This is a genomic window from Brenneria uluponensis, from assembly GCF_032395385.1.
GTDB classification, from domain to species: Bacteria; Pseudomonadota; Gammaproteobacteria; order Enterobacterales; family Enterobacteriaceae; genus Prodigiosinella; species Prodigiosinella aquatilis.
Genome location: NZ_CP135917.1, coordinates 1,248,422 through 1,262,054, shown reverse-complemented (window position 1 = coordinate 1,262,054; position 13,633 = coordinate 1,248,422). Strand labels below are relative to the sequence as shown.

12 protein-coding genes are annotated in these 13,633 nt (G+C 47.7%); 4 read left to right on the top strand and 8 right to left on the bottom strand.

The window, feature by feature from the left end; all coding sequences use genetic code 11:
- Positions 1–25: 25 nt before the first annotated feature.
- The 3 genes from RS889_RS05815 to RS889_RS05805 all read left to right on the top strand — a co-directional run bounded on the left by RS889_RS05815 (position 26) and on the right by RS889_RS05805 (position 3,173).
- Positions 26–898, top strand: a complete 873-nt coding sequence (locus RS889_RS05815) for a carbohydrate ABC transporter permease (RefSeq protein ID WP_021016967.1) — start codon at positions 26–28, stop codon at positions 896–898.
- Positions 898–1,713: a carbohydrate ABC transporter permease gene (locus RS889_RS05810; RefSeq protein ID WP_315709757.1), complete on the top strand. Its 816-nt coding sequence runs from the start codon at positions 898–900 to the stop codon at positions 1,711–1,713. Before RS889_RS05815 ends, RS889_RS05810 begins: the two co-directional genes overlap by 1 nt.
- Positions 1,714–1,895: 182 nt before the next feature.
- Positions 1,896–3,173, top strand: coding sequence for a DUF445 domain-containing protein (locus RS889_RS05805; protein ID WP_315709756.1), 1,278 nt, complete (start codon positions 1,896–1,898; stop codon positions 3,171–3,173).
- A gap of 79 nt (positions 3,174–3,252) precedes the next feature.
- Here RS889_RS05805 and RS889_RS05800 read toward each other — a convergent pair whose 3' ends face one another.
- Complete coding sequence (locus tag RS889_RS05800; protein WP_290180164.1) at positions 3,253–4,350, bottom strand: glycerol dehydrogenase; 1,098 nt, start codon at positions 4,348–4,350, stop codon at positions 3,253–3,255.
- Between the two features lie 372 nt (positions 4,351–4,722).
- Here RS889_RS05800 and RS889_RS05795 point away from each other — a divergent pair, with 372 nt between their 5' ends.
- Positions 4,723–4,902, top strand: a complete 180-nt coding sequence (locus tag RS889_RS05795; protein ID WP_021016971.1) for a hypothetical protein — start codon at positions 4,723–4,725, stop codon at positions 4,900–4,902.
- 180 nt (positions 4,903–5,082) lie between these two features.
- Here the strand turns inward: RS889_RS05795 and RS889_RS05790 are convergent, their stop codons facing one another.
- The 7 genes from RS889_RS05790 to dgt form a co-directional block, all read right to left on the bottom strand.
- Positions 5,083–6,075: a sulfate/molybdate ABC transporter ATP-binding protein gene (locus RS889_RS05790; RefSeq protein WP_315709755.1), complete on the bottom strand. Its 993-nt coding sequence runs from the start codon at positions 6,073–6,075 to the stop codon at positions 5,083–5,085.
- Positions 6,065–6,946 carry a sulfate ABC transporter permease subunit CysW gene (gene cysW, locus RS889_RS05785; RefSeq protein ID WP_290180169.1) on the bottom strand — a complete coding sequence of 294 codons (882 nt, stop codon included), beginning with the start codon at positions 6,944–6,946 and terminating at the stop codon, positions 6,065–6,067. Before cysW ends, RS889_RS05790 begins: the two co-directional genes overlap by 11 nt.
- Positions 6,947–6,956: 10 nt before the next feature.
- A complete protein-coding gene (gene cysT, locus RS889_RS05780; RefSeq protein WP_021016974.1) occupies positions 6,957–7,769 on the bottom strand; it encodes a sulfate ABC transporter permease subunit CysT in 813 nt (270 codons plus the stop codon).
- A 96-nt stretch (positions 7,770–7,865) separates the two neighbouring features.
- A complete protein-coding gene (locus RS889_RS05775; protein ID WP_021016975.1) occupies positions 7,866–8,876 on the bottom strand; it encodes a sulfate ABC transporter substrate-binding protein in 1,011 nt (336 codons plus the stop codon).
- Positions 8,877–9,181: 305 nt separating this feature from the next.
- Entirely contained in the window at positions 9,182–10,339 is a 1,158-nt protein-coding gene (locus tag RS889_RS05770; protein ID WP_315709754.1) for a CdaR family transcriptional regulator, read from the bottom strand.
- 169 nt (positions 10,340–10,508) lie between these two features.
- Positions 10,509–11,942, bottom strand: a complete 1,434-nt coding sequence (gene degP / locus RS889_RS05765) for a serine endoprotease DegP (RefSeq protein ID WP_021016977.1) — start codon at positions 11,940–11,942, stop codon at positions 10,509–10,511.
- 168 nt (positions 11,943–12,110) lie between these two features.
- The gene (gene dgt / locus RS889_RS05760; RefSeq protein ID WP_315709751.1) at positions 12,111–13,607 is read right to left on the bottom strand and encodes a dGTPase; all 1,497 of its coding nucleotides are present in this window, start codon (positions 13,605–13,607) and stop codon (positions 12,111–12,113) included.
- Positions 13,608–13,633 lie beyond the last annotated feature (26 nt).

Here is a 13,633-nt window from a genome sequence, read left to right as displayed (position 1 = left end):
ATGCTGAAATGAGGCGGTTTTTTTAATGCTTAATAAGTCCAGGATGCGAAATCTGCTGTTCATTTTGCCCTCAATGACGCTCTATACCGTGTTTCTTTTACTGCCGCTGGTTTTCTCGTTATGGGCAAGCTTTACAGCATGGGATGGAACCTCATGGCCAATATTTGTCGGGCTACAGAATTTTGCGCATATGTTTGCAGACGCTACCTTCTGGATATCCATCAGCAATAACGCCCTGTTGCTCCTGTTTTACACTTTGTTTCCGATCATCGTTGGTCTGATACTCTGTAGTTTTCTCAACGATACGCGTAGTGGCGTGGAACGCAGTCTGCTACGTATTCTTTTCTTCCTGCCATACATCATGCCCATGGCCGTGCTCGGTGTCGTGTGGCGTTGGCTCTATAATCCCGCCTTCGGCCCTATCGATCAGATCTTGCGGGCCATGGGTCAATCCTGGCTGGCCTTATCCTGGTTAGGTGATTTTGACTGGGCACTCCCTGCGGTAGGACTGGTTGCCACCTGGTATTTCTTCGGCTTTTGTTTGGTGCTCTTTATGGCTGGTCTGCAACGCATGGATCCTTCTTTGCTGGAAGCGGCTGAGTTGGATGGTTCCAGCAGACGCCAGAAGTTCATGCGCATCACGTTGCCAGCGCTTCGTCCAGAAATTCGTGTCGCTACTCTTCTTACGGTGATTGCAGGAATCAAAGCCTTTGATCTGGTGTATGTAATGACCCATGGCGGCCCGGGCACATCAACGCTGGTGACCAATATATACATGTATCAGCAAGGCTTCGACCTGCATCATTTTGGTTACGCTTCCGCTGTGGCCATCATCGGTATGGTGATGGTGTTTATTCTTAATGGATTGATTCATTTGGTTCTCAGGGAGCGTCACTGATGCATAAGACATCACGTTTTTCACGTGTAGTGATTTGGATTGTTGCGATAATGACCATCCTGCCGTTTTTGCTGGCCTTGATTACCTCATTCAAAACCCAAAGCGAGCTGTTTCAGGGTGTATTTACGCTGCCAGGCAGTTTTCACATTGCCAATTATCTCTCCGCCTGGCGTGAGGGCCATTTTGAAGTGTATTTCCTTAACTCGGTTCTGGTGGTCTTCCCCGTGATTATCATCAGCGTGCTGGCAGGCATCTTGTCAGGTTTTGCTTTTGCATTCTTACGTCTGCCGGGTAAAAAATTGCTAGGGTTCCTGCTATCACTTGGCATGGTACTGCCCACTGAAGCCTTTATTATTCCGCTCTACCATGAACTGCACTGGATGGGACTAACCAACACTTATCTGGCGTTAATCCTGCCACAGGTGGCGCTGTCTATTCCTTTCAGCACATTGATGGTAGCAACCGCCTTTCAGCAAGTACCTAAAGAACTGATTGAGGCGGCGGTGATGGATGGCGCCAAACGACAAAAAATATTGTGGGGGATTCTGGTCCCCGCCATTTGGCCGACGCTTTCCACTCTTTCTCTGCTGCTCTTTATCTGGACATGGAATGAATTCTTGATCCCACTGATTCTGGTTAACGAAGAAGAATTACGAACGTTGCCCATCGGTATGATGTTTTTCCAGAACAAAAATACCTTAAACATTCCGGAACTGATGGCGGGTGCAATGATCGCGATTCTGCCCATCGTCGCCATCTTCCTTGTTTTTCAGCGTAAGTTTATCAGTGGTGTAACGGAAGGTGCGGTGAAATAGGACGGAGTGGCAGACCAGGGGAGCAAACTCAACAAACACCACTACCATGATGCCGCCAACAGCGATAACGCATTTCAAGCATCATTTTCATCATGTTGTTGGGTTGAGCAAAATTGTCTTAACCATTTGACTGAAAGCTAAAAAACCTGACATAACACGTTAGTGATCGCTAAACTGCTCTCATGGATAAAGAAAAAGATCTCCTCAAAAGCAAACGTAACGCGCTGCTGTTTTTACTGACCGCTGCGGCACTATTCATTACGACATTGTTTCTCCAGCCTGATGTCTGGATTCTGGGATTGAAAGCCATTGCAGAGGCAGCTATGGTCGGCGCACTAGCTGACTGGTTTGCTGTCGTGGCCCTTTTTCGTCGTGTTCCTCTGCCTTTTATTGGCAGACATACCGCGATTATTCCCAGAAATAAAGATCGTATTGCTGATAATCTAGCCGCATTCGTGCGGGAAAAATTCCTTGACCCCGCCTCCCTTACCGAACTTATCCGTCAGCATAATCCCGCACAAGTCATAGCCGACTGGCTTTCGCCAAAGAATGCAAAACGGCTCAGCCGCTATTTACTGCGTATGATGGGTGCATTCCTCAACATCACCGATGATGTGCGTATTCAGTCATTTATCCGGCAGGCAGTTTCTACCCTACTGGATAAGCTGGATCTGTCGAAAACCATGTCCGCCATGCTGGAGAATATGACCAAAGATGGCCGCCATCAGGAATTGCTTGATGCGGCAGTTTTGCAATTGATGAAATTATTGAAGCAACCTGCCACCCGTGACGTTATCTCACGACAGATCGTGATTTGGTTAAGGAAAGAACATCCGGTTAAATCCCGAGTTCTGCCGACTGAATGGTTAGGTGAAAATGGCGCAGAGATGGTATCGAATGCCGTTGCCGCTGTGCTGGATGATATTGGCGAAGACCGTGATCATGCTTTTCGTAAAAGTTTCGACCGCGCGGTTGAGACATTTATCGTTCGACTCAAAAGCGATACCGCGACAGCCTCCAAAGCTGAGGAAATCAAACATTACCTGATGAGCGATCCGACGCTGAACAACTACATTGCGCAACTATGGACAGACCTGCGCGACTGGCTCAAACAAGACATAGCGGGTGGCAACTCTCTGCTGCGTGAACGGTTGAATGAATCAGCTCTTTGGTTGGGCAAAACACTGTCTCAGGATGAGGCGTTACGCGCCTCATTGAATCACCACCTGGAACAGGCGGCAAACAAAATGGCACCGGATTTTGCTGAGTTCCTGACGCTACACATCAGTAATACCGTAAAGGGTTGGGATGCAAAAGAGATGTCGCACCAAGTTGAATTAAATATTGGTAAAGACCTACAGTTTATCCGCATCAACGGGACCATTGTCGGCGCGACCATAGGCCTGGGTCTCTATCTACTCTCCCAATTACCGAGGGTCGTTCATCTCTATTTCTCATAAGCCATGGATATGCGGTTTTTTCACACCCGCCTGACAGAAAACCGCAGTCCAACAGGCTGCGGTAGACGAAATGACAAATTTACTTAACGATTTTACTGAATGCATCCACAGCCAGAATCGCATTGGCAACGTCTTCAGCAGAGAGTTTCGGATTAAGGTTACCCAGGGTGTCACCCTTGCCCCCCGCCAATGCCCCCACTTTCACCAGATTTTCGAAAGACTCATTTTCAAGGTGCATCTCTTTTAGCGTCGTTGGCATCTTGATAGCACGATAGAAACGAATATAGCGGGCAATTTTTTCATCCGGACGCTGCTCAAGCACCATTTGTGTCAGAGTACCGTAAGCCACTTTCTCACCGTGTGTCAGGTGATGAATATCACCATCAATTGCCGTAAATCCATTATGGATAGCATGTGCTCCTGCCAGACCTGCATTCTCAAAACCCAAACCGGACAGCAAAGTATTCGCTTCCACAACAGCTTCCACTGCCGGTGTCACCAACTGCTGCTCAACGGCATTGTAAGCACTGAGGCCATAGGTCAATAACGTCTCCTCACAGGCTCTCGCGATAGCCATACCAGCAATAGAAGGATCACCACCAACCATAGACAATGCGTGTGAACGCTGAACAGCCAATGCCTCAACATACGTTGCCAGGCCATCAGCAATCCCCGAAGCAAATAACCTGACCGGTGCTTGTGCACAAATATGCGTATCGACCAGAACCAGATCAGGATTTTTATCATAGAAACGATAACTGTCGAATACCCCGGCATCGGTGTAAATAACCGACAACGCACTGCAAGGCGCATCCGTTGAAGCAACAGTGGGAACAATGGCAACACTTTGCTTTAACTCATCTGCGATAGCCTTGGCGGTATCCAACGTTTTACCACCACCAAACCCTACCACCAGATTGGTTCCCTGCTTACTACCAATAGCGGCAAGGCGCGTGATTTCGTTGCTGGAGGCCTCACCATTAAATCGTTCATAGTGAAATTGAAGCTTGGATACATCAAGTGACAATTTAACGCGATCGCCAATAATTCCCCATACGATGTCATCAGCAATCAGTAAGGCGTTTGTCCCCAATGTCTGGAGGTATTTCCCAAGCTCATCAATGACGCCACTGCCCTGAACGTATTTTCTTGGTGAAGAGAAGATAAATTTACTCATGATGTTCACCTTGATATTGGTTAATGGAAGAACGATGAAGCGTAATTATTTTTTGCACCACCAGACAGATAAGAGGGACTATTTGCCGGTTATGTTGAGAAGAGAGGTGATGCACAAATCCTGATCGAAGATGTAGCCACTACATAGAAATATTACTCTCTATTTTTATTAGTTGCATGATTGACAAAGAAAAAGGTGATACTCCAAATTCATCGCTATTACCTATCAAATACATCTATAAAATCGGCTATCTCTTCATTGTGGTTACCGTAGAATGCTCTCTATTAAGAACGCGACGCACAACAAAGAGTAGTAATAAGTAGTCAGCTCGCGGTTAGCCATCACGTTATCATTATCATTCAGGAGAGCATCATGTATAACTTTCAACGTTACCAATCCAAAGAGCTGGCGCTGGCTTATATGAGCGGAAAACGTCATGACTTGTCACCAGAAGAATTTCTGCAACAGTTGAAAACTGTCGATACGTCTTTTCAGGCATTGCTGAAAAACGGCCAGTCAAATGCAAACCTAACGATGGTTAAAGCCTTCTGATCCAGGCTGTATGCCTCATTTATGCCACGGTAGGAAAGTGATCACGTGAGGAAAGCCAACACACTTGCGGTTCGGAGTATAGCGGGGGATAGAATAAAAAATGAACCAACCTGGGTTGATGGCAATCAGGCCTTCATTATTGTGAAAGCCTAAAGGATTCATAGGGGCGTTTTTCTTTGCTTAAATTTCCCAGTCGTCATTATAGCGCTTGGGTTTAAACTGAATGATATCCCCCCGATGTAATCCATTCAGTGTAGCGTCATCATGAGCGACCTCTGCTTCTATCAACTCACTATTGTCGTCAATTTTCAAGGTCAGACGGGTCAATGCGCCCAATGGACGAATATCCTTCACTACCACGGGTTGATAATCTACATGCGGTTGTCTTGCCAACACAACTTCATGCGGACGAAACAGGATAGATTTATCGGACTCACGCAATGTTAGCCGGTTGCTATCTCCCAGGAAGTGATAGACAAATTCACTGGCCGGGTGATTATAAACCGCATCGGGTGAACCGATTTGCTCAATTACTCCTTTGTTCATCAGCACGATACGATCAGCCACTTCCATCGCCTCTTCCTGATCATGCGTCACAAAAACCGAGGTTAAATTGATCTCTTCATGCAGCCGGGATAACCAGCGACGCAGCTCTTTACGCACTTTGGCATCCAGTGCGCCAAACGGCTCATCCAGTAACAAGATCCGGGGTTCAACAATTAATGCCCGGGCTAATGCAACGCGCTGACGCTGTCCACCGGAAAGCTGTTCCGGATAACGTTCAGCCAGCCAATCCAGTTGAATCATATTGAGCAGTTCATGCACTTTCTTGTCTATTTCACGCTTTGTTGGCCGAATATGTTTAGGTTTCATACGCAAGCCGAACGCGATGTTATCGAATACCGTCATATGCCGGAACAACGCATAATGCTGAAAAACGAAGCCGACATTACGATCGCGTACATCATGCACAGAGACATCTTCACCATGAAACCGGATGCTGCCGCTATCTGGTTTTTCCAGCCCGGCGATAATGCGCAACAATGTGGTTTTACCACAGCCGGACGGCCCCAGTAATGCGACCAGCTCACCGCTCTCAATCGACAGGTTGATGTGATTCAATACCTGGAACTGACCAAACTGTTTATTAATATTGTTAACCTCAATGCTCATTTTTGGCCAGCTCCTGTTGTTGCTCTACCTGTTTGATTAAACGACTTTCACTCCACTGACGCAGCAGCAGTACCACCAATGACATCAACAGCAGCAGGATAGCGACGCTGAAGGCAGCAACGATGTTGTATTCGTTATAAAGAATTTCGATATGTAGCGGTAATGTGTTAGTTAACCCGCGAATATGTCCGGAAACCACCGAAACCGCGCCGAACTCCCCCATAGCGCGGGCTGTACACAGCACTACGCCATAAATCAACGCCCACTTAACATTGGGTAGCGTAATATGCCAGAACATTCGCCACCCATTGGCCCCCAACAGACGTGCGGCTTCTTCTTCCTGTGAGCCCTGCTGTTCCATCAGCGGAATCAATTCCCGTGCTATATAAGGCAGCGTGACAAACAGGGTGGCCAGCACAATGCCCGGGACGGCATAGACAATTTCCAGATTATGTTCAACCAGAAAGGGATAGAGTTTGCTTTGCGCACCAAATAACAGTACATACATCAACCCGGTGACCACCGGTGACACGGAAAAAGGCAGGTCAATCAGTGCCAGCAACAGCGTTTTTCCCCAGAACTCAAATTTAGTCACACACCATGCAAGGCATAACCCGAAAATCATATTGAGAGGAACGGCAATAGCCGTTGCCAGCAGTGTCAATTTCAGTGCCGAAACGGCATCCGGCTCGGAAATCGCATCCCAAAAGGCCCCCAGCCCGTTATGCAATCCCTCGGTGACGACCATCAACAGCGGCAATACCAGCACCATGAAAAAAACTATCCAGGCCAGCACAATCAAAACATAAAACGTCGCCGGGCGTCTGGGGGAAATCTGCACGCTGGCAGATGTCGATATAATCTGATCCACGATGAAATCCCTACAACTTGGGTTGAATATGACGTTGCAAAATATTAATCAGCAACAACATAATGAAAGAAATCATCAGCATGAAAACCCCGATCCCCGTCGCACCTTTGTAATCGTACTGATCGAGTTTGGATACAATCAGCAATGGCAGTATTTCTGTTTTAAAAGGGATATTCCCCGCGATAAACACCACCGAGCCGTACTCCCCTATGCCTCGGGCAAACGCCAGCGCAAAGCCGGTCAGCCAGGCCGGTAAAATGGCAGGGATCAATACATGACGAAAGGTTTGCAACGGCCCCGCCCCCAGGCAAGAGGCGGCTTCTTCCACTTCCTTGGGAATATCAGCCAGCACGGGCTGTAAGGTCCGGACGACGAAAGGTAACGTAACAAAAATCAACGCCAACGTAATACCAAGGCTGGTATAGGCGATCTTGAATGGAAACAGTGCCCCCACCAGTCCCGTGGGTGCATACAGCGAGGTTAAGGCAATTCCGGCGACGGCTGTCGGCAGGGCAAATGGCATATCGACCATGGCATCAATGATCTTCCGCCCCGGGAAGGTATAACGTACTAATACCCATGCCAGCAACGTGCCCAAAATGCCATTGATAAAGGCGGCCATCAGCGCCGTGCCGAACGAAAGCCGTAACGAAAAAAGCACCTGACGGCTGGTGATTAATTCCCAGAACTGAATCAATGTCAGTTGGCTGGCATACAGAAACATCGTCGCCAATGGAATGAGAACCAACAGTCCCAGATAGCTGATGCTAAAACCTAACGTTAGTCCAAAACCGGGGATCACCGGTAAAGCGCGTCTCGACATAAAAAACCTTTGATTATCATGCGCAGGAGGATATCTCAGCCATAACCCGCATAACAAAACTGTCCATAACAGCAGCAGTTTTATGCATTGAACAACTTATTTGTTGATTTGTTTGAAAATGCTATCGAACACACCACCATCGTTAAAAAACCGAGACTGTGCTTTTTTCCAGCCACCGAATTCCTTATCAATGGTAACCAGTTGTACTGGAGCAAACTGGTTTTTGAACTCCTCAGCAATCTGGGCGTTACGCGGTCGATAATAGTTTTCGGCGATAATGCGTTGCCCTTCATCACTATAAAGATAGCGGAGATACGCTTCCGCCAGCTTTTGGGTACCTTTACGTTCAACAACCTTATCCACCACCGCGACTGGCGGTTCTGCCAGAATAGAGAGTGATGGTGTAATGATTTCCAACTGATCTCCACCCTGCTCTTTCAGAGCGAGATGCGCTTCATTTTCCCAGGCAATCAGTACGTCGCCCAACTGACGCTGGACGAAGCTGACCGTCGCCCCACGGGCACCGGTATCCAGCACCGGTGCATGGCGGTACAATTCTGTGACAAACTTCAGCGCGCTCTCGTCATTTCCGCCAGGAAGATGTTTGGCATAAGCCCAGGCGGCTAGAAAATTCCACCGTGCGCCACCAGAGGTTTTCGGATTCGGCGTAATGACCTCAACGCCTGGTTTAATCAAATCGTTCCAGTCTTTAATATGCTTGGGATTCCCTTTGCGTACCAAAAACACAATGGTTGAGGTATAAGGGGTACTGTTATCCGGTAAGCGCGATTGCCATTGAGGATCGATCAATGGCCGATTAAGATTCAATGCATCAATGTCGCCCGCCAGCGCTAACGTCACGACATCCGCCTGCAACCCATCAATAACCGCTCGAGCCTGTTTACCCGAACCGCCATGCGAGTCTCTAATTGTGATGCTCTCACCGGTGGTTTCTTTCCAATGCCGGATAAAGGCAGCATTATATTGCTGATAAAGCTCACGGGTTGGATCATAAGAGACGTTCAACAATTCTGTTGCCGCAGAGACCACACTGGAAAACAACAGTGTGGCTGTGGCCAATGAAAACACCAGACGGCGCATTGACATGCCTATCGCTCCTCAAAAAACACGTATTTTATCCACCTGTAGAAAATCCAGGTTAATCGGCCATTGCCATGAGCATGACTGGTTTTTCCTGAGTAGATCCTAGATAAAATTAGTCCAACATCTATACAGAATTACATCAGCACTCTTTTCAGTATGTTGGTTATATAGGTGTGTGGAAGGGACAATAGAGGATATAGGAAGGTGGCAAAAATACTGTTTAGCGATAATTTATACTATTGGGTTATATTATTTGCCATATATTAATAGTTTTGAGTCTAAGATAATTAGCATCCACTCTGAGTGGTCTATTCATCTTCATCCAATTGAAGCGCTATATATAACAGCAGCCGATCATCAAAGTTGGTCAAATCCAGCCCAGTCAGTTCCGAGATACGATTCAAACGGTATTCCAGTGTATTACGATGAATAAACAGCGCCTTGGCTGTCACTCCGGGCTGCACATTATTACGAAACCAGGCATGTAATGTCCGGCGTAATAGGCCATTTCCATCCATTGCTTTGAGCTTGGTCAACGGGCGAACCAGCTCATTAGCCTGCCAGCCACCACGCAAACTATCCAGCAACACGGGCAATATCAGATCCTGATAAAAGTAACTGCGTTGAGCCGGCATACGCTGCTTGCCAACACTCATCGTAGTCCGTGCGGTGCGGTAAGAACGCGCGATACTGCCAGGACCGGAAAAATAATTCCCTAGCGCCAACCGGACCCGTAAGCGACTGCCATCTGCCATGCGGGAAAGCAAATTATCAATGCGCCGACGATGTTCCTCCGCATCCCAACGGCCATAACTGTTAAGTGCAGGTTTCAACACCACCATTTCTGTCAGTGAAACAATAGCAATCAGGTTGTTGCGCTCCGGCGTCGTCAGTAGAGTTTGTAACTGCTGAAGCTCATCCATGGCGCTATCCACACCCAATTGTCCACTATCGACTTCCACTACCGCTACAACACGTGGCTGATTAAGATCGATCCCCAATCGTTGCGCCCACTCCATCAGTGCCGGTGACAACTCGTCAGTCCGGATCAGGTTCAAGACCAGCTCTTCGCGCAAACGACTATCCTGTGCCAGGATATGCAGCAAACGCGCCTGCTCCAGCATCATCTCGGCAGCCATGCACACCAGCTCGCCATACTGGCGCAACTGCCCGGGATTACCGGTCAGACCGATAACGCCCACGATTTCTCCGTCTATCCTCAGTGGCAGATTGATGCCCGGCCGTACACCATGCAGGTGACGGGCAACTGCTTCATCAATGTCGACGACCCGCCCTTGAGAAAGCACCAACAATGCGCCTTCATGTAACTCACCGACACGCTCCTGGTCACCACTGCCAATGATTCGACCCCGCGCATCCATCACATTGATATTACTATCAATAATTTGCATAGTACGTGCAACGATATCCTGTGCCAGACTGGCATTAAGATGATAGGTCGCCATTTCAACCTCAGAAGGGGATTGACAATTGCACCATCATAATGACAGCAATAGCCTCATACATTGTGCAATTACACAGAAAGTGTCACATCAGGTAAGATTTGCAACAGACATCACAAATATGTTCAATGAAGAACCGGGCACAGATGTGCCCGGAAATCAGGAGGGTTGATTACTGAATTAACAAATAGAGATCACTGTCACCACGGCGGATGTTTAACGCCAGGACCGATGGTTTACTATCGAGTATCTTGCGCAATTCACCAATATTGCCGACAGGCTGCTGGTTGACACCCAAAATAACATCACCTTTTTGTAGACCGATACGCGCGGCAGCAGAACCAGGTTTAACCTTGTCTACCTTCACGCCTTTGTGTCCATCTACCTGGGTATTACTTAATTCCGCGCCTTCAATGGCAGAATTCAAGTTCCCGGATGCCACCTTCGTCTGACTACTCTGCTGTAGGGTCGCATCCACGGAAAGTGTTTTCCCGTCGCGGATCAATCCCAGCGTCAGTTTAGTCCCTACCGGCAGAGAACCAATCTGAGCCCGCAGCGCGGCGAAACTACTGATAGTTTTACCGTTCAGGGAGACAATCACATCACCGGCTTTAATTCCGGCTTTGGCGGCAGCTGATTTCGGTTGCACCTGGCTGACAAACGCCCCACGCTGGGCATTGACTTTCATCGCTTTGGCCAGATCAGAGTTAAGTTCGGTACCGAGGATACCCAATTCACCGCGTTTCACCTCACCAAACTCCACCATCTGATTGGTCAGGTTTTTCACTATGTTGCTGGGAATGGCAAAACCGATACCAATATTACCACCACTGGGAGCCAGAATAGCCGTATTCAAACCAATCAATTCACCATTAAGATTGACCAGCGCACCGCCGGAATTTCCCCGATTGATTGCCGCATCGGTCTGAATAAAATCTTCATAATTCTCAATATTCAACCCGCTGCGCCCCAACGCAGAAATAATCCCAGAAGTCGCGGTTTCACCCAGGCCATACGGATTACCAATCGCTACGGCATAATCCCCGACACGTAATTTATCAGAATCCGCTATCTTGATAGCCGTCAGGTCACTAAAACCTTCAAGCTGAATTAACGCGACATCTGACTGGGGATCTTTACCGATAACTTTAGCGTCAAACTTACGGCCATCATTGAGACGGACCTGAATCTTGTCAGCATTTTGCACCACGTGGTTGTTGGTCACCACATAGCCTTTCGCTGCGTTGATAATCACACCTGCACCCAGGGCTTCAAAAGCCTGCCGCTCAGGTGCGGCAGAGTTGCCATTCCCATCGCCCCCCTGACACATGGGTGACGACTGAAACGGCGAACCATCCTGACAGAAGGGTGAGTTTTCGCCAAAGAACGGCTGTAATTGCTGCGTTACGCTACCTTGGCTGACATTGGTATGCCCACTTACATAAATATTGACGACAGACGGCATCACTTTTGCCAGCATGGGTGCCAAACTGGGGAGCTGTTCACTGGCAGAGGCAGTTGAGCCCGCAGCCAGAGCAGGAACGGTTCCCATCGCCATCGCCAGACTTAAGGTTAATGCACTCAGAATCAATGATTTTTTTTTCATAGGGATATATCTCATAGTCAATCAATATAGGGGATCTATGGCCTTCTGCAGCGGTCATACTGTATGTGAGGTAACTATGCACAACCAAAGTCCATTCACGCAATATAGTGAAGAGTAAGGAAATATTGTCCATATTTACAAAACTTATCTTCGTGATAATACTCCGTTTCAATCGGCTGCCATCAGGCGTCTATATTCATCATAGGCATATAAATCGGTCATGCCACTGATATAATCCTGAATCAAACGGGCACGATAATAGTACTCGCGCATTTCTCGCTCTTTCGCTGGCAGCCGTTGCAGGCCCTTCAATGCATCCAGGTAAGCCAGACAATGTTTACGGGAAAGTTTGTGATAAAGCCGGGTTTCAATGGGGAAACATGAGTGGCGATTCTCTTTTGCCAACTGACAAAAATCACGGTAAGACAGATCAAGCAATGGACTATAAATATCCAATAATCCACGAATAACGCGATAGCCTTGCAACTCAAGTTGCTCGACTTCATGATTATTAAAAACGAACTTTCTAGCGACATCTTTAAACATCTTTAATAAACGGGCATTCGGACCCTCATCTTCCAGCAGTGCGTGATTGAATTTTCCAATAAAAACATCGGAAATATTATCAATAAAACGCATCGCGGCGTGCGGCACCATCTTTCCAACGGTATAAACACGCAGATACATGAAGAACTGATCGTTAATTCGCCGTTTTCTCTCTTTATAAGCTCGTTCTACTGTAACGCTAAACAAATCTCCGGGCCGACTTTCCCCCCAGCTTTCACGCAAATAGGTATAAAGCTGCTCAACAGTGAGAATGTTTTTCTCTATAGCATCTTCCAGATCCGCCACACAGTAAGAGATATCATCGGCGGCTTCCATAATATAAGTCATAGGGAATCGGTGATATTCGCCCAGAGAGAGTTCTCGGCGCATCTCAACGATGAAAGGCTCTTCCGCCAGATAATAGCCCGGTTTTTTCATGAGGTAGTCGTATTCTGTCGGGATCTCGCCCAGCCAATATGCCGGGCGGGTATATTTTAAGATGCCACCTACCTGCCCATAAGTCAGATTCAGCCTCAGCAAGGTATGTACCAACCGTATAGCCTGGGCATTCCCCTCAAAATTACTCAAATCCTGGCGAATATGGCTACGCAACTGATCATAATCATCATGCTGAAGCAACAGGCCATGAACGCTACATTGATCGTCACGAGGATTGTCGGCGCCTAAATAGGCGACATCCAGTCGTTTGCCAAACCACGCATTGATTGCAGCTTCACCAAAATGCCCAAACGGAGGATTACCGATGTCATGCATCAGGCAGGCCATTTCCACAATGCTTTCAAATGGCGTTTGCAACGCAGCCAATCCGGTTAATTCCAACAGATTTCCCCGCCGCATTCTCTCCACAATCTCTTTGGCGATGTAACGCCCGACCTGCTGAACTTCCATTGAATGCGTCAAACGGGAACGAACCGCCGCATTACGTTCCAACGGAAAGACTTGTGTTTTCTGCTGTAAGCGCCGGATAGCAGCAGAGTTGATAATCCGTCCACGATCACTTTCAAACTGACGAATAATGGCATAATCATCCTCAGCCACAACTGGTTTACTAAAAGGCCGCTGAAAATTGATCTTTTGCGAGAAATCGATATCAGACATGCTGTTCTCCATGTAAAACCCCTGTC

What these genes read in the sequence shown, in the direction of transcription:
- RS889_RS05815 (WP_021016967.1), top strand. Translation starts at nt 26, where the DNA reads ATGCTTAATAAGTCCAGGATGCGAAATCTGCTGTTCATTTTGCCCTCA.
- RS889_RS05810 (WP_315709757.1), top strand. Translation starts at nt 898, where the DNA reads ATGCATAAGACATCACGTTTTTCACGTGTAGTGATTTGGATTGTTGCG.
- RS889_RS05805 (WP_315709756.1), top strand. Translation starts at nt 1,896, where the DNA reads ATGGATAAAGAAAAAGATCTCCTCAAAAGCAAACGTAACGCGCTGCTG.
- RS889_RS05800 (WP_290180164.1), bottom strand. Translation starts at nt 4,350, where the DNA reads ATGAGTAAATTTATCTTCTCTTCACCAAGAAAATACGTTCAGGGCAGT.
- RS889_RS05795 (WP_021016971.1), top strand. Translation starts at nt 4,723, where the DNA reads ATGTATAACTTTCAACGTTACCAATCCAAAGAGCTGGCGCTGGCTTAT.
- RS889_RS05790 (WP_315709755.1), bottom strand. Translation starts at nt 6,075, where the DNA reads ATGAGCATTGAGGTTAACAATATTAATAAACAGTTTGGTCAGTTCCAG.
- cysT (WP_021016974.1), bottom strand. Translation starts at nt 7,769, where the DNA reads ATGTCGAGACGCGCTTTACCGGTGATCCCCGGTTTTGGACTAACGTTA.
- RS889_RS05775 (WP_021016975.1), bottom strand. Translation starts at nt 8,876, where the DNA reads ATGTCAATGCGCCGTCTGGTGTTTTCATTGGCCACAGCCACACTGTTG.
- RS889_RS05770 (WP_315709754.1), bottom strand. Translation starts at nt 10,339, where the DNA reads ATGGCGACCTATCATCTTAATGCCAGTCTGGCACAGGATATCGTTGCA.
- degP (WP_021016977.1), bottom strand. Translation starts at nt 11,942, where the DNA reads ATGAAAAAAAAATCATTGATTCTGAGTGCATTAACCTTAAGTCTGGCG.
- dgt (WP_315709751.1), bottom strand. Translation starts at nt 13,607, where the DNA reads ATGTCTGATATCGATTTCTCGCAAAAGATCAATTTTCAGCGGCCTTTT.